A 22258-nucleotide genomic window follows, 5' to 3' on the forward strand; every position below is an offset into this window, starting at 1 on the left:
CTGTAAAAGTCGAATATAGCAGCGTGCTCAATCAGCTTTTGTGGCGAGGGAGCTAGCTCCCGCTGGGTTGCGAAGCAGCCCCAAACCCGGCGACCGCGATTTGTCAGTTAAAACGCGCAAGCCGGAGTACGACTGCTTCGCAGCCGAGCGGGAGCAAGCTCCCTCGCCACAGGGTTTTTCGGTGACTCAGCCCGGATCGCGGAAGCCGGGGTGGAAGTCCTTCGGCACCGACACGCTGATGCCCTCACGGGTCGCGATGTCGATCCCTTCACTGGCCACTTCGGCCAGAAAATCGATCTGCTCCGGTGTAATCACATACGGCGGCAGGAAATACACCACGCTGCCCAACGGTCGAAGTAAAGCACCGCGCTCCAGCGCGTGCTGGAACACCTTCAAACCGCGACGCTCTTGCCACGGATAAGCTTCTTTTGTTGCCTTGTCCTTGACCATCTCGATGGCCAGCACCATGCCGGTCTGGCGCACTTCCGAAACGTTCGGGTGATCGGCCAGGTGCGCGGTCGCGCTGGCCATGCGCTGCGCCAATGCCTTGTTGTTCTCGATGACGTTGTCTTCTTCGAAGATATCCAGCGTCGCCAAAGCCGCCGCGCACGCCAGCGGGTTGCCGGTGTAGCTGTGCGAATGCAGGAAGGCGCGCAGGGTCGGGTAGTCGTCGTAGAACGCGCTGTAGACATCCTCGGTCGTCACGCAGGCCGCCAGCGGCAGGTAGCCGCCGGTCAGGGCCTTGGACAGGCAGAGGAAGTCCGGGCGGATGCCGGCCTGTTCACAGGCGAACATCGTCCCGGTGCGGCCGAAGCCGACGGCGATTTCGTCGTGGATCAGGTGTACGCCATAGCGATCACAGGCTTCGCGCAGCAGTTTGAGGTACACCGGGTGATACATGCGCATGCCGCCGGCACCCTGGATCAACGGCTCGACAATCACCGCCGCAACGGTGTCGTGGTTCTCGGCCAACGTCTGTTCCATGGCCGCGAACATGTTCCGCGAGTGTTCTTCCCAGCTCATGCCTTCGGGGCGCAAGTAGCAATCGGGGCTCGGTACCTTGATGGTGTCCAGCAGCAACGCCTTGTAGGTTTCGGTGAACAGCGGCACATCGCCCACCGACATCGCCGCCATGGTTTCGCCGTGGTAGCTGTTGGTCAGGGTGACAAAGCGCTTCTTGTTCGGCTGGCCGCGGTTGAGCCAGTAGTGAAAGCTCATTTTCAGCGCGACTTCGATGCAGGACGAACCGTTATCGGCGTAGAAGCACCGCGTCAGGCCTTCCGGCGTCATCTTCACCAGACGCTCCGACAGCTCGATCACCGGCTGATGGCTGAAACCGGCCAGAATCACGTGCTCCAGCTGATCGACCTGATCCTTGATGCGCTGGTTGATGCGCGGGTTGGCGTGGCCAAATACGTTGACCCACCAGGAGCTGACGGCGTCGAGGTAGCGTTTGCCTTCGAAGTCTTCCAGCCATACGCCTTCACCGCGCTTGATCGGGATCAGTGGCAGCTGTTCGTGGTCTTTCATCTGGGTGCAGGGATGCCACAACACCGCAAGATCGCGTTGCATCCACTGATTATTCAGGCCCATGTTCAGTCTCCTCGAGGCGGCTCGCTGGTTTCGCGGGCAAACAATCGCGCAAGCCTATGCAATGCATCGCACGGGGACAACCCATTGTGTCGATTGAGCTACTTTGTATAGGTCGATAGACGTCGCTGGCGGCCTTTTGATGGCTGACGTATTCTTCGCGGTTCTTTGAGTCGTCTGACTCGTAAAACCGCTATTTCCTCGTGTATTTCCGGAGTTCGCTGAATGTCTGCTGGTTGGCTGCGCGCCTGTGCGCTGGTGATGTTGGGGCTGTTCAGCGTGTCTGCGCTGGCCAAGGATAAAACGGCGATCGTGATCGGCGGCGGGCTCTCGGGCCTTACTGCCGCTTATGAACTGCAGAACAAAGGCTGGCAGGTGACCCTGCTGGAAGCCAAGCCGAGCCTGGGCGGTCGCTCCGGTATGGCCACCAGTGAGTGGATCGGCAACGACAAGACCCAACCGGTGCTGAACAAATACGTATCGACCTTCAAGCTGAGCACCACGCCAGCTCCTGAATTCGTGCGGACCCCGAGCTACCTGATCGATGGCGTGTATTACACCGCCGCCGACCTGGCCACCAAGGAACCGGCCACCGCCGAAGCCCTCAAGCGCTACGAAAAGACCTTGGACGATCTGGCGCGTTCGATCGAAGATCCACAGAACCCGGCGGCCAACAGTACGCTGCACGCTCTGGATCAGATCAACGTTTCCAACTGGCTCGACCGTCTGAGCCTGCCAGCCACGGCACGTCAGTTGGTGAACCAGCAGATTCGTACCCGTTACGACGAACCTTCGCGCCTGTCGTTGCTGTATTTCGCACAGCAGAGCCGTGTTTACCGTGGCGTCTCCGACCGTGACCTGCGCGCTTCGCGCCTGCTCGGTGGTAGCCCGGTACTGGCCCAGGCCTTCGTCAAACAGCTGAAAACCATCAAGACCAGCTCTCCGGTGTCGTCCATCAACCAGGACAAGGACGGTGTGACCGTCAAAGTCGGCAGCGTTGGCTATCAGGCTGACTACGTGGTGGTGGCCGTGCCGTTGCGCGCCCTGAACAAGATTCAGATGATCCCGGCGCTGGACGCCCAGCACCTGGGTGCTATCAAGGGCACCAACTACGGCTGGCGTGACCAGATTATGCTGAAGTTCAAGACGCCAGTGTGGGAAAGCAAGGCGCGCATGTCCGGCGAGATCTACAGCAACACCGGCCTGGGCATGTTGTGGGTCGAGCCGGCGCTGAAGGGTGGCGCCAACGTGGTGATCAACCTGTCCGGCGACAACGCACGGGTGATGCAGGCGTTCGGCGACAAGCAGATGGTCGACCAGGTGCTGATTCGTCTGCATGCGTTTTATCCACAGGCGCGCGGTTCGTTCACCGGTTATGAAATCCGCCGCTACAGCACCGACCCGTCGATGGGCGGCGCTTACCTGGCCTTCGGCCCGGGCCAGATCAGCAAATACTGGCGCCTGTGGGAACGTCCGCTGCAACGCGTAGCGTTCGCTGGCGAACACACCGACACCTTGTACCCAGGCACGCTGGAAGGCGCATTGCGCACCGGTCAACGTGCAGCCAGTCAGGTTGAAGACCTGGCGGCGGGCAAGTCGTTTGAGCCTGCGAAGGTTGTGCCGGCAGCGACCGCTGTAGCGGCCGGCGCGGTGGCGGCGAAGAAAGGCAACTTCTTCACCAACCTGTTCGGTGGTTCGTCCGATGACGACAAGAAGCCGGAACCGGTCAAGGCACCAGAGCCAGTGGCGCCGACACCTGCTCCAACGCCGGCACCGACTCCAGCACCTGTACCGGTTGAAGCGCCGAAGCCTGTGGTCCCGGTGAAAGCCGAGCCGGCCAAGAAAGCCCCGGTGAAAAAGCCTGCTGCCAAGACCGAAGCCAAAAAAGCGCCGGCCAAAGCCCCGGCGAAGAAGGCTGAAACCGCGAAGAAACCAGCGGCAAAAACTTCTACGACCCCGGCGACGGAAACCAAAGCGCAGTAAGCTTTTGGCACTCAAAGAAACGCGGCAGACATGCCGCGTTTTTTTATGCCTGAAAGAAACCAATCACAAGAATCGAATAAATCTTGTGGCGCAGGTGTTCCATGGCTGGACTTCATTTTTTATTACACATTGGTCTTTAATCTTTCCTTAACGACTCTATTTCAGACTCTTGATCGTATTTCTCGATATTTCAAAGCGAAATTTTCCGCTTTAATTCGATAGATAACTCGATAGTCTTGGTCGCAGTTCTCACAGGATTTGGGCAATGCAGCTACGTAACTCTTCTTCCCGCTACGGTTGGGTCAGCGTCTTCATGCACTGGGGCGTGGCGCTGGCGGTCTTCGGTTTGTTCGCGCTGGGCTTGTGGATGGTCGGTCTCGACTACTACAGCACCTGGCGCAAAGACGCGCCGGAATTGCACAAGAGCATTGGCCTGGTGTTGTTGGCTGTCATGGTCCTGCGGGTGTTGTGGCGCTTTATCAGCCCGCCACCGCCGACACTGGAGACATATAGCCGCATGACGCGTCTCGGCGCCAAGTTCGGTCATTCGTTCCTGTACTTCAGCCTGTTTGCTGTGATGATTGCCGGATACCTGATTTCCACCGCAGACGGTGTCGGGATTTCGGTGTTTGGCCTGTTTGAAATTCCTGCGCTGGTTTCCGGACTACCGGACCAGGCAGACACCGCCGGTGTGATTCATCTGTATCTGGCGTGGGCGCTGGTAATTTTTTCCGGTCTCCACGCGTTGGCAGCATTGAAGCACCACTTTATCGATCGTGATGCGACCCTCAATCGAATGCTGGGCCGCAAAGCCTGAAGTTCAACCTCGACTCCAAAGGAATAGAAAGCATGTTGAAAAAAACACTCGCTGCTCTGGCAATCGGTTCGGCTCTGCTGTCCGCTAACGTGATGGCGGCTGACTACGTCGTCGACAAAGAAGGCCAGCACGCCTTCGTTGACTTCAAGATCAGCCACTTGGGATACAGCTACATCACCGGTACCTTCAAGGACATCGACGGCAAGTTCAGCTTCGATGCGGCCAAGCCGGAAGCGAGCAAGATCGAGTTCAACGTCAACACCGCCAGTGTGTTCACCAACCATGCCGAGCGCGACAAGCACATCGCCAGCAAAGACTTCCTGGACGGGTCTAAAGCCAAGTTCGTCTCCACCAGCGTTAAATCCACCGGCAAAAACGCCGCTGGCAAAGACACTGCCGACGTGACCGGCGACCTGACCATCCTTGGCGTGACCAAGCCAGTCGTGGTCAAGGCTACCTTCCTGGGCGAAGGCAAGGATCCATGGGGCGGCTACCGTGCCGGCTTCGAAGGCACCACCAGCATCAAGCGTTCCGACTTCGGCAAGCAGAAAGACCTGGGCCCAGCGTCCGATGCCGTCGAGTTGTACGTTTCGTTTGAAGGTGTGAAGGCGAAGTAATTTTCGCCCCTGACACGAAAACGCCCCCGATCTCGCGATCGGGGGCGTTTTTTATGGCCGAACATAATCTGCGTCGCACCCAAAATCCTGTAGGAGCGAGGCTTGCCCGCGAAAGCGCCAGCGGCCTCTCCACAGAAATCCGGTTGACCCCTTCGCGGGCAAGCCTCGCTCCTACAGGGGGTTGCGTCAGGCCAAAAAAATGCCCCGGGTCGTGAGAGCCGGGGCATTTTTTATGGCAGTGCTAAATCAGCGATTGCGGGTCAGCAACGCTGGCTTCTCACCGCGTGGACGGCCTGGCAGTTGATCAAGTTGCTCTGGAGTCGGGAAACGATCGGTTTTCGACTCCTTGTGAATGATCTTCGGTGCCGGGCCGCGCGGGTTTTGCACGGCCGGTTCCGAACGTGGCTGGTCGTCGGTGCGAGCCGGACGACGGTTGCGGGACTCTTCACGACGGGCCTGGCCGTCACGTGGAGCGCCGTTACGTGGGCCACTGCGCTTGGCCGGCGGCGTGCCGGTGGTGGCGCCGTCGCTGCTGCGCGGACCGCTTTGGCGACCCTGAGGCTTGCCGCCGGTGCGTGGAGCACCTGCGCCGGCTGCCGCGCCTGGTGCCGGAGCACCCGGACGGCGGCCACGGCCCTGAGCCGGTTTGGCTTGAGGCACGTAGTCAACGCGGTTACCGAAGTTATCCACATCGTCGTCCAGGAACTCGTCCGGCGCACGATCAACGGCAGCACGAGGAGCCGGACGCTGTTGCTCGCGAGCCGGGGTGCCTTCGCGTGGCTTGTGTTCACGGGCCGGGCGATCGCCACGGCCAGTGGCAGGCGCTTTTTCCTTGCCGCCCTTGTCCTTGCCCTTGTCTTTACGACCGCCGCCACCGCCGGTGCCGTTCGGGCCGTCGCCGCGCGGGCCACGTGGGTTACGTGGGTTACGCACATCCGGACGCTCGCGAACTTCCGGTTTCTCGGCTTCTACAGCGCTGGAGTCGAAGCCCATCAGGTTGCCATCGGCAATCTTCTGCTTGGTCATGCGCTCGATGCTTTTCAGCAGCTTTTCTTCGTCCGGGGCGACCAGCGAGATCGCCTCGCCCGAACGACCGGCACGGCCGGTACGGCCGATACGGTGAACGTAATCTTCGTCGACGTTCGGCAGCTCGAAGTTGACCACGTGTGGCAACTGGTCGATGTCGAGGCCGCGAGCGGCGATGTCGGTGGCGACCAGAATGCGCACTTCACCGGCCTTGAAGTCGGCCAAGGCTTTGGTGCGGGCGTTCTGGCTCTTGTTGCCGTGGATCGCGACGGCGCTGAGGCCGTGTTTGTCCAGGTACTCGGCCAGACGGTTGGCGCCGTGCTTGGTGCGGGTGAACACCAGGACCTGTTCCCAGGCGCCAGCGGTGATCAGGTGCGCCAACAGCGAACGCTTGTGGTTGGCTGGCAGGCGGAAGACGCGTTGCTCGATGCGCTCGACCGTGGTGTTCGGCGGCGTAACTTCGATGCGTTCCGGGTTGTGCAGCAGCTTGCCGGCAAGGTCGGTGATGTCTTTGGAGAAGGTCGCCGAGAACAGCAGGTTCTGACGTTTGCTCGGCAGGCGAGCCAGGACCTTCTTCACGTCATGGACAAAGCCCATGTCGAGCATGCGGTCGGCTTCGTCCAGCACGAGGATTTCCACGTGGGACAAATCGACGCTGCCTTGGCCGGCGAGGTCGAGCAGGCGGCCAGGGCAGGCCACCAGCACGTCGACACCACGGGACATGGCCTGAACCTGCGGGTTCATGCCGACGCCGCCGAAGATGCAGGCGCTGACGAACTTCAGGTCACGGGCATAAACCTTGAAGCTCTCGTGTACTTGAGCCGCGAGTTCGCGGGTAGGGGTCAGGACCAGTACGCGCGGTTGGCGCGGGCCGTGACGCTGGGATTTGTCCGGGTGACCGTTGGGGAACAACCGCTCCAGAATCGGAAGGGCGAAGCCGCCGGTTTTACCAGTACCTGTCTGAGCCGCGACCATCAGGTCGCGACCTTGCAACACGGCGGGGATAGCCCGCTGTTGCACCGGAGTAGGCTCGGTATAGCCCGCTGCCTCGATGGCGCGGACTAAAGCCTCGGAGAGACCGAGGGAAGCAAAGGACATGAGTAATCCTGTTTTAGTTAGGGCTTGGCCCAATGGGAGTCTTGCCTGGCGCGAATGGCGTTTAAGAGGAACGCAATCCCGTCCGGTCCTGCTGGGCCTTGAAAGCTCGTCTGGAGCGCTCGCGCGGGCTGAAAAGCTGCGCTGTAGCGGATCGAGATGCCTTGAACAAGTCCGAGCGTCCGGGCGTGAGCCTGGCGGGAAGGCCGGAGTATAACAGAGCAATCACTGCGCGCCGCTTTCCTGCTGCTCAACGGTTTTTTCGGTGGTGGTGGCGGCGGCTTGCACCCCCGGGCCTGCGCCATAACGGGCGCTGAGCTCAGCGTAGGCGGGCTCGCGCTTGAAGCGCTTGAGTTCGGCACCGAAACGCTGCACCAGCAAATCCATGCCGGCGTTACGGCGTACCGCCAAAAACTGGCTCTGGCGGCTGATGACGGTGGGGTTTTCGGTGATCTTGTCGCGGATGCCCAATTCGTCGAGCAAGTGCTGCCCGACCCGGCGATCAGTGATCAGCAGGTCGATCCGCCCGCGCACCAGTTTGCCGAAGTTGGCTTCATGGGTTGGCGCCGGCTCCCGGGTGAACAAAGTCGACTCGCTGAAATCCTTGCTATAGAGGTAGCCCGGCGAGGTGCCGACGGTCAGGCCTTTCAGGTCGTCGAGGGTGCGGAACGGATGGGGCCGCTCATTAGCGTAGAACATCACGAACTCGACTTCCGACAGCGGTTCGCTGGGGTAGAGCAAGGTAGCGTCGCGTTCATCGCTGTGAAAAATGTCCAGCGCTCCATCCGCCTGGCCTGTTTCAAGCATCGACAGGCAGCGTTTCCATGGCAGGAACTGCCAGTCCACTTCGATCCCCAGGCGTTTGAACACGATCGCCGTGGTTTCGTAATCCAGGCCCAGGGATTTGCCGTTTTCCTCATAGACATAAGGCGCCCACGGCTCGGTGACAATGCGCAACTTCTCGCCCCGGGCGGCAAAGCTCAGGCAAGAGAATAGAAACACGGTGAGTAACTGTGCGATCAGAGGCATGGCTTGAGATTACGACGAGAAGTCATAAAGAGCCAGAAATCGGATCCAGAAGCTCTGGCCCGAGGCGCAATCCATAAAAAAGGCCCTGGATTGCGCCAGAGCCTTCATTGGAGTGCTGCACTGTTTCAGCGCGGCAGCTTCAGGTTGTTCCACACCGCCAGGCTCGCTTCAGCCTGGTTCAGTGTGTAGAAGTGTAGCCCCGGTGCGCCACCTTGCAGCAGGCGTTCGCACATTTCGGTGATGACTTGCTCACCAAAGCCTTGAATGCTCTGGGTGTCGTCGCCGTAGGCTTCCAGCTGTTTGCGGATCCAGCGCGGGATTTCCGCACCGCAAGCGTCGGAGAAACGCGCGAGCTTGCTGTAGTTGGTGATCGGCATGATCCCCGGCACGATCGGGATGTTCACGCCCATCGCCCGTACACGCTCGACGAAGTAGAAGTAGCTGTCGGCGTTGAAGAAGTACTGGGTGATCGCACTGTCGGCGCCAGCGTTAGCCTTGCGCACGAAGTTGTTCAGATCGTCTTCGAAATTGCGCGCTTGCGGATGCATCTCCGGGTAGGCGGCGACTTCGATGTGGAAGTGATCGCCGGTTTCTTCACGAATGAACTCAACCAGGTCATTGGCGTGGCGCATTTCGCCGCTGGCCATGCCCATGCCGGATGGCAGGTCACCGCGCAGGGCAACGATACGCTTGATGCCGGCTGCCTTGTATTGAGCCAGCAGGCCGCGCAGGTCGTCCTTGCTGTCGCCAACGCAAGACAGATGCGGCGCAGCCGGGACTTTGACTTCGCTTTCGAGCTGCAACACGGTGTTGAGCGTGCGATCACGGGTCGAACCGCCAGCGCCATAAGTGCAGGAGAAGAAATCGGGGTTGTACGTGGCCAGCTGACGGGCAGTGGCGAGTAGCTTTTCATGCCCAGCGTCGGTCTTCGTAGGGAAGAACTCGAAGCTGTAGCGACGGTCTTGGGACATGGAGGGAACCTCCAGCTACAAGCTGCAAGCTGCGAGCTGCAAGAGAAGCGGAGGTGCGCTGATCTCTTGTGCCTGGAGCCTGCTGCCTGAAACTGTTTTGGAATAGGGGCAGAGCTCTCGAGCTTCGCGCGGCAAGTTCGGCTTTTGACCTTGCTTGCCGCTTGAAGCTTAAAGCTCGCAGCTGCTTTGTCTTAGTAGCGGTAAGCGTGCGGCTTGAACGGACCTTCGACGGTCACGCCGATGTAGTCGGCCTGGGTCTTGGTCAGTTGAGTCACAACGCCGCCGAAACCGCGGACCATTTCCAGGGCCACTTCTTCGTCGAGTTTCTTCGGCAGTACTTCAACGGTCAGGCGCTCGGCTTTCTGGGCTGGCGACAGGTCGGCGTACTTCTGGCCGAACAGGAAGATCTGCGCCAGAACCTGGTTGGCGAACGAACCGTCCATGATGCGGCTTGGGTGACCGGTAGCGTTACCCAGGTTAACCAGACGGCCTTCGGCCAGCAGGATCAGGTAGTCGTCGTTCTGGGCATCGAATGCGCCAGGGCCGGTACGGTGAATTTTGTGAACCTGCGGCTTCACTTCTTCCCATGCCCAGTTCTTGCGCATGAAAGCGGTGTCGATTTCGTTGTCGAAGTGGCCGATGTTGCAGACAACAGCGCGCTTCTTCAGGGCTTTGAGCATGTTTGCATCGCAAACATTGACGTTGCCGGTGGTGGTCACGATCAGGTCGATCTTGCCCAGCAGGGCTTTGTCGATGCTGGCTTCAGTACCGTTGTTGATACCGTCGATGAACGGCGAAACCAGCTCGTAGCCGTCCATGCAGGCTTGCATGGCGCAGATCGGGTCGACTTCGGAGACCTTGACGATCATGCCTTCCTGACGCAGGGACTGAGCGGAGCCCTTGCCCACGTCACCGTAACCGATGACCAGCGCTTGCTTGCCGGACAGCAGGTGGTCAGTACCACGCTTGATCGCATCGTTCAGGCTGTGACGGCAGCCGTACTTGTTGTCGTTCTTGCTCTTGGTCACCGAGTCGTTGACGTTGATGGCCGGGATTTTCAGCTCGCCCTTGGCCAGCATGTCCAGCAGGCGGTGAACGCCAGTGGTGGTTTCTTCGGTGACGCCGTGGACGCGATCCAGGATCGCCGGGTATTTCTTGTGCAGCAGCTCGGTCAGGTCGCCGCCGTCGTCGAGGATCATGTTGGCATCCCAAGGCGCGCCATCTTTGAGGATGGTTTGCTCCAGGCACCACTCGTACTCTTCTTCGGTTTCGCCTTTCCAGGCATAAACCGCGATACCGGCAGCAGCGATAGCGGCAGCGGCCTGGTCTTGAGTCGAGAAAATGTTGCAGGACGACCAACGCACTTCGGCACCCAGGGCAACCAGGGTTTCGATCAGCACGGCAGTCTGAATGGTCATGTGGATGCAGCCAAGGATCTTGGCGCCTTTGAGTGGCTGCTCACCGGCGTACTTGCGGCGCAGACCCATCAGGGCTGGCATTTCGGATTCGGCGATGATGGTTTCGCGACGGCCCCAGGCAGCCAGGGACATGTCGGCCACTTTGTAATCGTTAAAATCTGCAGGCGTGATAACAGCGCTCATGATGAGCCTCCATTCGTAATGTATGCGAATGGGCGCCGTTGTGCGTTTAGTGTCCGGCCGATCATGGCCAGTCAACGCCCCATCCGAGCCTGACAGGTCGAACCTGCTGCAGCGCCCCTCGGACAGGTGGCGGGAAAACGGTAGTAGCCGTTTTAAATCGGTGGCGATTATAGCTTCCTTTGTCCGGCTAGTGGCAAGTGACAAGCTACAAGCGGCAAGCAACAGCGAATCTGCATTTACTTGCAGCTTGGCGCTTAAAACTTGAAGCTGGGGGCAGAACCCTATCGCTCAAACGCCTCAATCCTGGAGCCCCCTATGAATTTCCACACCCGCAAATGGGTAAAACCCGAAGACCTCAACCCCAACGGCACACTGTTCGGCGGTAGCCTGTTGCGCTGGCTCGACGAAGAAGCGGCGATCTACGCCATCGTCCAGCTGGGCAATCAGCGAGTGGTCACCAAGTACATTTCCGAGATCAACTTCGTCAGCGCCTCGCGCCAGGGCGACATCATCGAACTGGGCATCACTGCCACCGAGTTCGGTCGTACCTCGATAACCCTGAAATGCGAAGTACGCAACAAGATCACCCGCAAAAGCATCCTGACGGTGGATAAGATTGTCTTCGTCAACCTGGGTGAAGACGGCTTGCCCGCGCCGCACGGCCAGACCGAGATCAAGTACGTCAAAGACCAGTTCAAGGACGACGTCGCCAGCGAGTAATGCGAGCCCCCGTAGGAGCGAAGCTTGCTCGCGAAGGCGTCATTTGTGTCACCACCAATACCGAGGTGAACCCTTCGCTGGAAAGCCTCGCTCCTACAGAGCCAGTTTCGTTGGACGGTCAGTGAACAGCTCCGGGCCGCGCGTGTCGTACCTACATGACACATCACCTGTTCCGGAGCGCTATGGACATCAAGCAAGACGGCAAGACCCCCAACCTGTCGCCGGAAGAACAGCACGACGTCGACAAAAACCAGCCACCGCGGGCTGCGGTGCTGCATGAAATCATCCGCACCCAGGGCGATCAGGAGCTCGAACGCAGCGTCGCCGCCTTGTGGTGGTCGGCACTCGCCGCCGGCCTGACCATGGGCCTGTCGTTGATGGCCATGGGACTGCTCAATTCCCGACTGCCGGACGGTGAAGGCTTCAAGGTGATCGCCAGTTTCGGCTATTGCGCTGGCTTTCTTGCGGTAATCCTCGCCCGTCAGCAGTTGTTCACCGAGAACACCCTGACGGCCGTGCTGCCGATCATGACCAAACCCACACTGAACAATTTCGGGCGATTGCTACGCCTGTGGTCGGTGGTGCTGGTCGGCAACCTCTGCGGCACGCTGCTCGTGGCCTACGTGATGCTCCATCTGCCGATTTTCGACAGCAAGACCGACCTGGCCTTCCTCGATATCGGGCGCAAGATCATGGAAAACGACGCCAGCCAGATGTTCGCCAAAGGCATCGTGTCGGGCTGGATGATTGCCACCATGGTCTGGATGATCCCGTCCATGGAGAGCGCCAAGATGTGGATCATCATCCTCATCACTTACCTGATGGCGCTGGGGGATTTCACCCACATCGTGGTCGGTTCGGCCGAGGTCTCGTACCTGGTGTTTGCCGGCGAATTGCCGTGGAAGGATTTCTGGCTGGTGTTCGCCGGGCCGACGCTGGCGGGGAACATCATCGGCGGCAGCTTCATCTTCGCGCTGATCAGCCACGCGCAGATCCGTAGCGAGAGCGGTCCGCCGAAGAAGACGGCGGATCAGGCGTCGGAGCCTGATCCGCAGAAGAGCAAAAAGTAATCAGTGATGCTCGGCCTGTGCCGCTGGCGCAGGCTCATCCCGGGTCACGTGCTTGACCAGTTTGCCGATGCTCAAACCCTGCAGCAGGATCGACGACAGCACCACGATGTAGGTGATGCTCAGCAGCAAGTCGCGCTCCGGGCCCAGCGGCAGGGCCAGGGCCAGGGCCACCGAAACACCGCCGCGCAAACCACCCCAGGTCAGAATCCGGATTGTCCCGCGCGGCACGGTGCGCCAGCGCCGCAGCAGCATGATGGCCGGCGCGACCGTCAGCAGGCGCGAAAGCAGAATCGCCAGCGCCAGCAAACTCGCCGCCAGCACGTGCAGCCAATTGAACGGTAGCAGCAACAGCTCCATGCCGATCAGAGCGAACAGCAGGGCGTTGAGCATGTCATCGAGCAATTCCCAGAAGCCGTCCAGGTACTTGCGCGTCATGTCGTTCATCGCCAGGTTGCGGCCCAGGTTACCGATGATCAGACCCGCGACGACCATCGCGATGGGGGCGGACACATGCAGCTCCGACGCCATGGCCGAGCCGCCGATCACCAGCGCCAGGGTCAGCATGACCTCGATCTGATGCTGCTCGATGCTCTTGATCATCAGGTACACCAGATAACCGATCAGCCCACCGAACAGCACGCCGCCAATCGCCTCATGGGCGAACAGCATCGCTGTGGCGCCGACGGTCGGGGTCTCGCCGAGTTGCGCAATGCCCAGCAACACGGTGAACACCACCACGGCCGTGCCGTCGTTGAACAGCGACTCGCCGACGATGGTGGTTTTCAGAGGCTTGGACGCATTGGCAGTCCGTAGCACGCCGAGGACCGCGATCGGGTCGGTGGGGGAAACCAGCGCACCGAACAGCAGGCAATAAAGGAAGCTCACGTGCCAGCCGAACAGGGCAAAAATGTAATAGGCGAGGCTGCCGATCACCGCCGTGGCGATCAATACGCCGAAGGTCGCCAGCAGCCCGATGGGCCAGCGGTAGCTGCGCAGGTCATTGAGGTTGACGTGCAGGGCGCCGGCGAACAGCAGGAAGGAAAGCATCCAGTTCATCAGCAGATCGCCAAAGTCGATCTGGCTGATCAGTTGCTGAATGCGCTCTTCGAGGCCGGGGTAGCCGAGCAAGCTCAGGCCTTGCAGCAGCAGGGAAAACATCAGCGCGGTGACCATGACCCCGATGGTCGGAGGCAGGCCGATGAAGCGGAAATTCACGTAGGTGAGGAGTGTGGTCAGGCAGATAAAGGCAGCGACAAGTTCGAGCATCCGGGGTCCTTGGATGGGGGGGTGGGGTTTAAGGCAGTTGCACCGAGTCAGTTTCTTCGCGAGCAGGCTCGCTCCCACATGGAATTCGGTCGTACACAGAATCTGTGTGCACTGGAGATCCACTGTGGGAGCGAGCCTGCTCGCGATAGCGGTGTCAGCAGCGACGCAATGATTCAGCCGGACACATTGACCGCAGTCGCACCGCGGCGTTGCAGATAGATGTAGAACAGCGCGGTCAGCACCGTCAGGCCACTGACCAGCGCACCGGTCCACGGCAGATCCGCCAGGTCCGCACCGCTGGCAACCACCAGCCCGCCGATCCACGCACCTGCTGCGTTGCCAAGATTGAAGGCGCTCTGGTTCAGCGTCGAGCCAAGATTCGGCGCTTCATGCGCCTGATCGATGATCAGCAGTTGCAGAATCGGGCACAGGGCAAACGCGAAAATCCCCCACAGCACCAGTGTGATCGCCGCCGGAATCACCGAGTGACTGGTCTGGCTAAAGGCAGCCAATACCACCGCCACGGCCAGCGCCATGCCCACCAATGAAGGCAGCAATCGGCTGTCCGCCAGGCGACCACCCAGCATGCTGCCCGCCGTCAGGCCGACGCCAAACAACAACAGCATAATCGTCACGCCATGGGGGCTGACACCGGTGATGTCCTGCAGAATCGGCGCGATGTAGGTGAACACGCTGAACAGACTGGTCGACGCCAGCACGCTCATGCCCAATGCCAACAACACATTGACCTTGCCCAGCACTTTGAACTCGCTGGCGAGGTTGGCCTTGTCCATCGCGATGTCCTTCGGCAGCCAGAGCCACTGCGCGAGGGCTGCAATCACCCCGATCACCGAGACCGCCCAGAACGTCGAACGCCAACCGGCGTATTGCCCGAGCGCGGTGCCCAACGGCACGCCGAGCACGTTGGCCAGCGTCAGGCCGGTGAACATCATGGCAATGGCCTGCGCCCTTTTGTTCGGTGCAACCAGGCCCGCCGCGACTACCGAGCCAATGCCGAAGAACGCACCGTGGCACAGCGCGGTGACCACTCGCGCGGCCATCAACGTGGCATAGTTCGGTGCCAATGCGCACAGCACGTTGCCGAGGATGAACATCAGCGTCATGCCCAGCAGCGTGGCTTTGCGCGGCATGTTGGCGGTGCCGATCGCAAGAATCGGCGCGCCGAACACCACGCCCAGGGCGTAGCCGGTGATCAGCAGGCCGGCGTGGGGAATGCTCACGGCGAGGTCGCGGGCGACGTCGGGCAGCAAACCCATGATGACGAATTCAGTGGTGCCGATGCCGAACGCGGCAACAGCGAGGGCGAGCAAGGCGAGTGGCATGCGCAAGGTCTCTGTCGGTAGTCTTGACGCTTTGATCAGGCATACGCATGCCGATGACCGTTCTCGATGAGCGCGGGCAGGGGCAGAAATTATTGGAATTAGTCTGTGCGCAACTGAGTGCGGCGTGGTCGCTTGCAGTATAAACAGCTGCTGACATATGGCGAATCAATTATCCACGCGTGTCCTGTAGGAGCCAGGCTTGCCGGCGAAGGCGTCCTTGAGATTGCCTTCGCCGGCAAGCCTGGCTCCGACAGGGGCGCGGTGGTCAATAAAAGGAGCGTGCCGTGCTTGCGACGGCTTTGGTGTTGGTGGCGGCGCTGTTGCACGCGGCGTGGAATACCCTGATCAAATTCAGCGCCGAACGGCTGCTGGTGGTGGCCTGCATGGATAGCGTCGCGATGCTGTTTGTCGCCCTGATGCTGCCGTTCGTGGCGCTGCCACCGATTGAAATCTGGCCATGGATTCTGGCGTCGGCGGCGTTCGAACTGCTCTATCGCTATCTGCTGATCCAGGCGTATCGGGTCGGCGACCTCGGGTTGGTCTATCCGTTGATGCGTGGGCTGTCGCCGCTGGTGGTGCTGGCACTGACGCTGATCTTCGCTGGCGAAGTCCTGACAAATCAGCAGATTTTCGGAATCCTGTTGATTCCGTTTGGCATGCTGTGCCTGCTCTGGCAGGGCGGTGGTGGTGCGCGTCTGCCGTGGACGATGTTGCCGGTGGTGGCGCTGATCGGCCTGTGCATCGGCTGCTACACCTTCATCGATGGCCAGGCGTTACGGCGCTGGTCGCACCCTCTGGACTATCTGGTCTGGGTCACGTTGCTCAGCGCTTGGCCGTTCCCGTTGCTGGCGCTGGTAAGCAAGCGCACGGCGTTCATGCTGTTCTGGCGTGAACAGTGGCGACTGGGGCTGGCGGTCGGGTTCTGCGTGTTGTTCAGCTACGCTTTGGTGCTGTGGGCAATGCAACTGGGGTCGATTGCCGAAGCGGCGGCGTTGCGCGAGATCAGCGTGATTCTGGTGGTGCTGTTCGGCATGCGTTACCTGAAAGAACCTTTCGGCAGGCCAAGGCTCTTAGCCTGTGGGCTCGTACTGATCGGTATTTTGGTCATGAAGTTCTAACGGGCACTCAACATTCCAAAACTGAAGAAAGGACTGCTTTATGACGGTTGCTCTGTGGTGCGTTTTGATCGCGATTTTCCTGCCCTATCTCTGCACGGTCATCGCCAAGGTCAGTGGCAGGTTCAGGCTGCAAGACAACCATGACCCCCGGGACTTTCTCGAGTCGCTCAATGGTCTGGGCAGGCGCGCGCATGCGGCGCAACTGAACAGCTTTGAAGTGACCCCGGCGTTTGCGATCGCGGTGATTGTTGCGCACCTGGTGGGCACGGCGCAGTTGGTGACGGTCAACGTGCTGGCGGTGCTGTTTATCACCAGTCGGCTGCTGTACATCATTTGCTACCTGGCGGACTGGGCGATATTGCGGTCGCTGGTGTGGTTTGTGGGGATGGGGTTGATTGCCAGTTTCTTTGTGGTGTCGGTCTGAAAATATTGCGGTGATTTGTCTGGCCTCATCGCGAGCAGGCTCGCTTCCATAGTTGATCTTCAGTGAACACAAACGCTGTGTACAACCGAGATCCACTGTGGGAACGAGCCTGCTCGCGATGACTATCTAACTGCAAATACAAGGCTTACGGGTTGGCCTTCGCCGCATCGGCAACCTGCGGCACTTGCGGCAACGCCGCGCCTTTAGGCCAGAGCATCCAGATCTGCCCTTGCTGTTTCATGTCCCCGGCCAATTGCCCGGCCGCCTCGCCAGTGCCCCAGAACAGATCCGCACGCACTTCGCCGGCAATCGCGCCGCCAGTGTCTTGCGCCGCCACGGGCCGTATCAGTGCAGTACCGTCCGGTTTTGTCGTGGATAACCACAACAGGCTGCCCAGCGGAATGACTTTGCGGTCCACTGCCGCGCTGTAACCGGCCGTCAGCGGAACGTTCAGCGAGCCGCGTGGCCCTTCGTTGCTGTCCGGGTTGCGAGTGAAGAACACGTAACTGGGGTTGCTGCCCAGCAGTTCTGGAATGCGCGACGGATTGGCTTTTGCCCACGTGCTGATGGCGCCCATGGTCACGTCTTCTTTCTTCAACTCGCCTTGCTCCACCAGCCAGCGCCCGATGGGGCGATAGGGATGGCCGTTCTGGTCAGCATAGGCAATGCGCAGTTGGCGGCCGTCGTCGAGCTGGATGCGACCCGAACCCTGGATTTGCAGGAATTGCAGGTTCATCGGGTCGGTCAGCCACGCAACCACTGGCGCCTTTACTCCATTGGTTTCAATCGTTGCCGCATCGTCGTAAGGCTTGAGCACGCGACCTTCGAGGCGTCCGCGCAGGCGTTTGCCTTTGAGTTCCGGGTAGATGCTGTCCAGCGAGACAATGATCATGTCCTCGGGCACGCCGTACACCGGAATGTTCGCCACTTCGGTCTGGGTCAGGCTGCCCGGGTAGACCGGCTCGTAATAGCCGGTGATCAAACCGTTGGGATTGTCATTGGCGGCGCGCAGGCCGTAGACGTCGAGGTTCTGCTTGAGGAAGCCGCGAATGTCGCTGGCGGTCTGCGGCACATTGGCGGAAGCCGCGCAGGTCGATCCCCAGACCGGGTCGGCCTTGAGTCGGGTGCAGGCGCTGCGCCACGAGCCGAAGCCGGCGACCAGGTCATTGTCGGACACCGCCGGCAATGCTTCCCAGCTGGTACTGGAGTAGGTCGCCAGGGCGTGGGTTTTAGGGGTGTCTTTATCGCCGCCGGTGCAGCCGGCGAGCACGGCCACCATTGGAAGAGTCCACACGAGGTGGTGACGCCATGCCTTGAAACGGCTGTTCATGGAGTAATTCCTTTGTCGGTTGCCTGAGTGCTCCATGCGCTCAAACAACCCGTATTGATAATAGGGCTATTGGTCTTTGCCGATGACACGAGGATACTGGCCGCCGTTTCCCGTGACCTGAAGCCACCATGACTCTTAAAAGACTTTCTGTTGTATTGCTGGCCTGCCTGACCTTGTCTGCCTGCGGTGGCGTTGATCCGAATTCGCCGCTGGGACAACGCAAGGCGATCTTCAAACAGATGCTCAAGACCGGTGAAGACCTGGGCGGTATGTTGCGTGGTCGTATCCCGTTCGACGGTCCGAAATTTGCCGAAGGCGCCGTGAAACTCGACACCTTGTCCCGTGAGCCTTGGAAACATTTCCCGCAAGTGCGTGAAGAAGATCACAGCAGCGCCAAGGACAATGTGTGGCAGCAGCAGGCACGCTTCCAGGACATGGCCCGCACCCTTGAAGCCGCCACCGGTGAATTGGTGATTGCCAGCAAGGTTCAGCCTTACAAGGCCAGTAACCTGGGCCCGGCGGTGCAGAAAGTCGAAGATGCCTGTAGTGCCTGCCATAAAGAGTTTCGGGATCATTGATTGGCAATGCATTCCTGTGGCGAGGGGGCGTTCCGACAAGCCCCTCGTCACAAAAGCTCCCTCGCACAATTCGGGGGTTACTTGTCCAACTCGTCGAGCGCGTTCTGCAATTCCTTTCGGGACTCGGCAAGTTTGTCTTTGCGCTTGTTGATCTTGTCCGGATCGCCTTTCTTCATGGCCTTGTCCAGATCGGCCTGGCGCTGGCTGACTTCATGCTTGGCGTCGAGCACCTTGTTTTCCCGTTCTTTCTTCAGCGAGGCGTCGGTGCAATGGGTGGTGACTTCGCTCAGGGCCGTTTCGAGGCCAGCCTGCTGTTCAGCATTGCCGTGGGATTTGGCCAGTTCGATCTGATTGATGATCCCCTGTTTCTTGGCGGCGCAGCCGGTCAGCCCCGGGGCTTCTTCGGCGGCCATCAGGGGAGCGGCCATCACGCTGCAAAGGGTCAGCAAGGCGAGTGGTGAAAGAAATTTCATAAAAGCTCCAAGTGCGAAGACAATCGGGTCGATGTGGCGATGGGCGTTTGAGCCCGTCGGCCCCTTTGGGTTCCCGGGCTGCCGGGGGCTCGGTGTTTAAAAGCCGTCAATCCCCGCCATACGTAATGTTTGACTCAGTGCCAGGACGTGCGGGTCGCGGAAAAAGGCGCTCAATTGCGCTGCGCGTCCCGGGCCGATACCTGCTTCTGCCTGCCATTGTTCGGTGTTTCTATTCGCCAGTTCCTGCCATGAATCGGCAAGCCGTGCCTGGCCGGTCGGCGGCAACCCCAAGGCTTTGAGCCAGCGAGCGAAAGGGCGTTGCCGGGCGCTATTGAAGCTGTTTAGAAGACGAGCCGCGCTGCGTTCGCCGAAGCCATCAATGTTAGCAAGCTCTTGAGCATCGAGGGTCAACCAATCCAACAGGCTGTCGACGCGGCCTGTTTCGAAAAGTTTCTCCCAGGTGCCAGGGCCGAGATGGGGCAAAGCCAGTCCTTGCTTGCCGCTGAGCCAGGTCAGTCGCGCGAGGAATTGGCTCTCGCAGCCTGATGTCGGTTGCCAGCAACTTAAATGATGAAAGTCTGCTGCCGATGGCACGTTTAATTCAGTGCGTTCGGTACTGCGCAGCACGACGCCATCGAGCCTTGGAATGGTCAGTCCCGCCAGGCTGATGGACACCTGATCCCCAGGGCGGACATCCAGCTCTTCCCAGCGTCGCAGGGAGCTGACGCTTACCCGTTTGATCTGTCGGTCATCCAGCTTCACCGGCGTCAGGTCCAGCACCGGAGTAATCCGCCCCGTGCGACCAATCTTGAAGTGGACCTTGCGCACTTCGGCCAGTGCCTGGGCGAACGGATACTTCCAGGCAACGCTCCAGAAGGAGGGGCGCGCCTGCCAGCGTTCTGCCGGTGGTCGCTGGCTCTGGCGCAAAACGACGCCGTCACTGGCGAAGGGCAGTGGCGTGCGATACCAGTGATCGCGCCATCGTTCAGCGTCGGCGAACACCTTGATCGGCTGACTGTAGGGCGCCGTGCCCGGAAAACCCATTTCATCGAGAGCCGCCACGCGCGCCGGCAGGCTTGCCGGACCTTGCGGCCAATCCCAGACAAACAACCCGATACCACCTGCCTGCTCGGCGGTCAGCTCTTTGCGGGCCATCAACCCGGCCACCGTGGAGCGGGCGTTGAGGCTGCCTGCCTTGGCTTGCACATGGTCGGTCAGGCGCCAGTAGAGTTCGCCTTGCACCAGCACATCCAATGGTTGCGGCAGATGCCGGGGAATGGCCGCAATCTGTCGGGCCGAGGCGGTCCAGTCCTGGCCATTGACGCCGTCACCGCGGCTGATCGCCTGATGCAGCGAGCCGTTGCGATAGATCAGCGTCACGGCCACGCCGTCGACCTTGGGTTGTATCCAGATGTCATTGCGCTCGCGTAGCCAATGCTCGACAGCTCCGCCATCACGCAGTTTTTCCAGGCCGGTGTGAGCGATGGGGTGGGCCATCTTGCCGCCCGCCGTGCGCAAGGGGTCGGGCGCCAGACTCAAATCAAAGCACTCACGCCATTCGCTCAATCGCGCGCGGGATTGATCATAGATTTCATCGGCGACCAGCGAGCGTCCATGGCGGTGATAGTTGTCATCCCAGAAATCGATCTGTTTTTGCAGGGCAGTGATTTCGTCCAGGGCGCGGGCGGGTGACCAGTCGGGGCAGTCGGCAGCGTTCGAGCTCAGGCAAAGCAGGGTCAGGAACAAAGCGGAAAACAGGCGCAGAAGCATCGTGAGCGTCCTTGCTCAGGGGGGATGCTTGAAGGTTAGTCAGTATTTTTTTTAGGAAGGAGTGGGTGTTTTGCCTGGTGTTTCCGGGCTGGATCTTCAGTGAGGGCAAAGCTGGCGCATGACAGGACTAATGTGGGAGCGAGCCTGCTCGCGATGGGGGCGATCCGGTGTAAAGCGAAACCAATAAAAAGCCCCGCACGGCGAACCGTGCGGGGCTTTTGGTACCGCCAGGAAAGTCTTACAGGCCGGCTGCAGTACGCAGGTCGTCGGCGCGGTCGGTCTTTTCCCAGGTGAACGTGGTGAAGGTGTCTTCGCCCACAGTCTTGGTTGCCGGGGTGCGACCGAAGTGGCCGTACGCAGCGGTTTCCTGGTACATCGGGTGCAGCAGGTCGAGCATGGTGGTGATCGCGTATGGACGCAGGTCGAAGATTTCGCGGACCAGTTTGACGATCTTGTCGTCGCTGATCTTGCCGGTGCCGAAGGTGTTCAACGAGATCGAAGTCGGCTGGGCAACACCGATCGCGTAGGAAACCTGAATCTCGCAACGCTCGGCCAGGCCGGCCGCAACGATGTTCTTGGCCACGTAACGACCGGCGTAGGCTGCCGAACGGTCAACCTTCGATGGATCCTTGCCGGAGAACGCGCCGCCGCCGTGACGGGCCATGCCGCCGTAGCTGTCGACGATGATCTTGCGACCGGTCAGGCCGCAGTCACCCACCGGGCCGCCAATGATGAACTGGCCAGTCGGGTTGATGTGGAACTGGGTGTCTTTGGTCAGCAGTTCGGCAGGCAACACGTGCTTGACGATCAGCTCCATCACGCCTTCGCGCAGGTCTTTGTACGACACTTCAGGGTTGTGCTGGGTCGACAGAACAACGGCGTCGATACCGACGACCTTGCCGCCTTCGTAACGGCAAGTCACTTGCGACTTGGCGTCCGGGCGCAGCCAAGGCAGCAGGCCGGATTTACGGGCTTCGGCCTGGCGCTGCACAAGCTGGTGCGAGAAGGTGATCGGTGCTGGCATCAGCACGTCGGTTTCGTTGCTGGCGTAGCCGAACATCAGGCCCTGGTCGCCAGCGCCCTGATCTTCAGGCTTGGCACGGTCGACACCCTGGTTGATGTCAGGGGACTGTTTGCCGATGATGTTCATCACGCCGCAAGTGGCACCGTCGAAGCCGACATCGGAGCTGTTGTAGCCGATGTCCAGAATGACGTTACGCACGATCTCTTCCAGGTCGACCCAGGCCGACGTGGTGACTTCACCTGCGATGATTGCCACGCCGGTTTTAACCAGGGTTTCGCACGCTACGCGGGCGAACTTGTCTTCAGCAATGATGGCGTCCAGCACCGCATCGGAAATCTGGTCGGCGATTTTGTCCGGGTGCCCTTCGGACACGGACTCGGAGGTGAAGAGGGAGTATTCGCTCATCTCGATTT

At 60.2% G+C, this 22258-nt stretch carries 19 protein-coding genes and 1 riboswitch; of the genes, 8 read left to right on the top strand and 11 right to left on the bottom strand.

The genetic code is table 11. The features are described from left to right. Window positions 1-186 precede the first annotated feature (186 nt). Window positions 187-1593 (bottom strand): adenosylmethionine--8-amino-7-oxononanoate transaminase, encoded by a 1407-nt coding sequence (locus FHL16_RS01370; protein WP_077747239.1) that lies wholly within the window; start codon window positions 1591-1593, stop codon window positions 187-189. Between the two features lie 222 nt (window positions 1594-1815). On the opposite strand from FHL16_RS01370, the gene FHL16_RS01375 reads away from it, so the two are divergent. The 3 genes from FHL16_RS01375 to FHL16_RS01385 all read left to right on the top strand — a co-directional run bounded on the left by FHL16_RS01375 (window position 1816) and on the right by FHL16_RS01385 (window position 5007). Next, the gene (locus tag FHL16_RS01375; RefSeq protein ID WP_077747240.1) at window positions 1816-3573 is read left to right on the top strand and encodes a flavin monoamine oxidase family protein; all 1758 of its coding nucleotides are present in this window, start codon (window positions 1816-1818) and stop codon (window positions 3571-3573) included. A 265-nt stretch (window positions 3574-3838) separates the two neighbouring features. Continuing rightward, complete coding sequence (locus FHL16_RS01380; protein ID WP_010466911.1) at window positions 3839-4390, top strand: cytochrome b; 552 nt, start codon at window positions 3839-3841, stop codon at window positions 4388-4390. A gap of 32 nt (window positions 4391-4422) precedes the next feature. Next, complete coding sequence (locus FHL16_RS01385) at window positions 4423-5007, top strand: YceI family protein (protein ID WP_077747241.1); 585 nt, start codon at window positions 4423-4425, stop codon at window positions 5005-5007. A gap of 246 nt (window positions 5008-5253) precedes the next feature. Here the strand turns inward: FHL16_RS01385 and FHL16_RS01390 are convergent, their stop codons facing one another. The 4 genes from FHL16_RS01390 to ahcY all read right to left on the bottom strand — a co-directional run bounded on the left by FHL16_RS01390 (window position 5254) and on the right by ahcY (window position 10729). Then, window positions 5254-7131 (bottom strand): DEAD/DEAH box helicase, encoded by a 1878-nt coding sequence (locus FHL16_RS01390; RefSeq protein WP_010466915.1) that lies wholly within the window; start codon window positions 7129-7131, stop codon window positions 5254-5256. Between the two features lie 222 nt (window positions 7132-7353). After that, the gene (locus FHL16_RS01395) at window positions 7354-8157 is read right to left on the bottom strand and encodes a substrate-binding periplasmic protein (protein WP_010466917.1); all 804 of its coding nucleotides are present in this window, start codon (window positions 8155-8157) and stop codon (window positions 7354-7356) included. 125 nt (window positions 8158-8282) lie between these two features. After that, a complete protein-coding gene (gene metF, locus FHL16_RS01400) occupies window positions 8283-9128 on the bottom strand; it encodes a methylenetetrahydrofolate reductase [NAD(P)H] (protein WP_010466919.1) in 846 nt (281 codons plus the stop codon). 191 nt (window positions 9129-9319) lie between these two features. Further along, complete coding sequence (gene ahcY / locus FHL16_RS01405; RefSeq protein WP_077747242.1) at window positions 9320-10729, bottom strand: adenosylhomocysteinase; 1410 nt, start codon at window positions 10727-10729, stop codon at window positions 9320-9322. Between the two features lie 23 nt (window positions 10730-10752). Beyond that, a riboswitch (S-adenosyl-L-homocysteine riboswitch) is annotated at window positions 10753-10855 on the bottom strand. A 189-nt stretch (window positions 10856-11044) separates the two neighbouring features. Between ahcY and FHL16_RS01410 the strand changes: the two genes are divergently transcribed. Both FHL16_RS01410 and FHL16_RS01415 read left to right on the top strand, forming a co-directional pair. Further along, on the top strand, window positions 11045-11449 hold the full coding sequence (locus tag FHL16_RS01410; protein WP_010466921.1) for an acyl-CoA thioesterase: 405 nt from the start codon (window positions 11045-11047) through the stop codon (window positions 11447-11449). A gap of 182 nt (window positions 11450-11631) precedes the next feature. Then, complete coding sequence (locus FHL16_RS01415; RefSeq protein ID WP_077747243.1) at window positions 11632-12519, top strand: formate/nitrite transporter family protein; 888 nt, start codon at window positions 11632-11634, stop codon at window positions 12517-12519. Here FHL16_RS01415 and FHL16_RS01420 read toward each other — a convergent pair whose 3' ends face one another. Both FHL16_RS01420 and FHL16_RS01425 read right to left on the bottom strand, forming a co-directional pair. Next, window positions 12520-13785 (bottom strand): cation:proton antiporter, encoded by a 1266-nt coding sequence (locus tag FHL16_RS01420; protein ID WP_077747244.1) that lies wholly within the window; start codon window positions 13783-13785, stop codon window positions 12520-12522. It abuts the gene before it with no gap. Window positions 13786-13958: 173 nt separating this feature from the next. Further along, a complete protein-coding gene (locus tag FHL16_RS01425; protein WP_077747245.1) occupies window positions 13959-15128 on the bottom strand; it encodes an MFS transporter in 1170 nt (389 codons plus the stop codon). Between the two features lie 284 nt (window positions 15129-15412). Between FHL16_RS01425 and FHL16_RS01430 the strand changes: the two genes are divergently transcribed. Together FHL16_RS01430 and FHL16_RS01435 are read left to right on the top strand one after the other, a co-directional pair. Next, window positions 15413-16246: an EamA family transporter gene (locus tag FHL16_RS01430; RefSeq protein ID WP_077747246.1), complete on the top strand. Its 834-nt coding sequence runs from the start codon at window positions 15413-15415 to the stop codon at window positions 16244-16246. A gap of 40 nt (window positions 16247-16286) precedes the next feature. After that, window positions 16287-16670 (top strand): MAPEG family protein, encoded by a 384-nt coding sequence (locus FHL16_RS01435; protein ID WP_010466926.1) that lies wholly within the window; start codon window positions 16287-16289, stop codon window positions 16668-16670. Window positions 16671-16815: 145 nt separating this feature from the next. Here the strand turns inward: FHL16_RS01435 and mltA are convergent, their stop codons facing one another. Continuing rightward, window positions 16816-18000: a murein transglycosylase A gene (gene mltA / locus FHL16_RS01440; RefSeq protein WP_077747247.1), complete on the bottom strand. Its 1185-nt coding sequence runs from the start codon at window positions 17998-18000 to the stop codon at window positions 16816-16818. A 128-nt stretch (window positions 18001-18128) separates the two neighbouring features. On the opposite strand from mltA, the gene FHL16_RS01445 reads away from it, so the two are divergent. Beyond that, window positions 18129-18578, top strand: coding sequence for a c-type cytochrome (locus FHL16_RS01445; RefSeq protein ID WP_042932506.1), 450 nt, complete (start codon window positions 18129-18131; stop codon window positions 18576-18578). A gap of 77 nt (window positions 18579-18655) precedes the next feature. Here FHL16_RS01445 and FHL16_RS01450 read toward each other — a convergent pair whose 3' ends face one another. The 3 genes from FHL16_RS01450 to metK form a co-directional block, all read right to left on the bottom strand. Then, complete coding sequence (locus FHL16_RS01450; RefSeq protein ID WP_010466929.1) at window positions 18656-19051, bottom strand: DUF1090 domain-containing protein; 396 nt, start codon at window positions 19049-19051, stop codon at window positions 18656-18658. A gap of 96 nt (window positions 19052-19147) precedes the next feature. Further along, on the bottom strand, window positions 19148-20821 hold the full coding sequence (ligB, locus tag FHL16_RS01455) for an NAD-dependent DNA ligase LigB (RefSeq protein WP_077747248.1): 1674 nt from the start codon (window positions 20819-20821) through the stop codon (window positions 19148-19150). A gap of 238 nt (window positions 20822-21059) precedes the next feature. After that, entirely contained in the window at window positions 21060-22250 is a 1191-nt protein-coding gene (metK, locus tag FHL16_RS01460; RefSeq protein ID WP_010466931.1) for a methionine adenosyltransferase, read from the bottom strand. Window positions 22251-22258 lie beyond the last annotated feature (8 nt).

Source organism: Pseudomonas sp. FSL W5-0299 (assembly GCF_005930655.1).
Classification (GTDB): domain Bacteria; phylum Pseudomonadota; class Gammaproteobacteria; order Pseudomonadales; family Pseudomonadaceae; genus Aquipseudomonas; species Aquipseudomonas mandelii.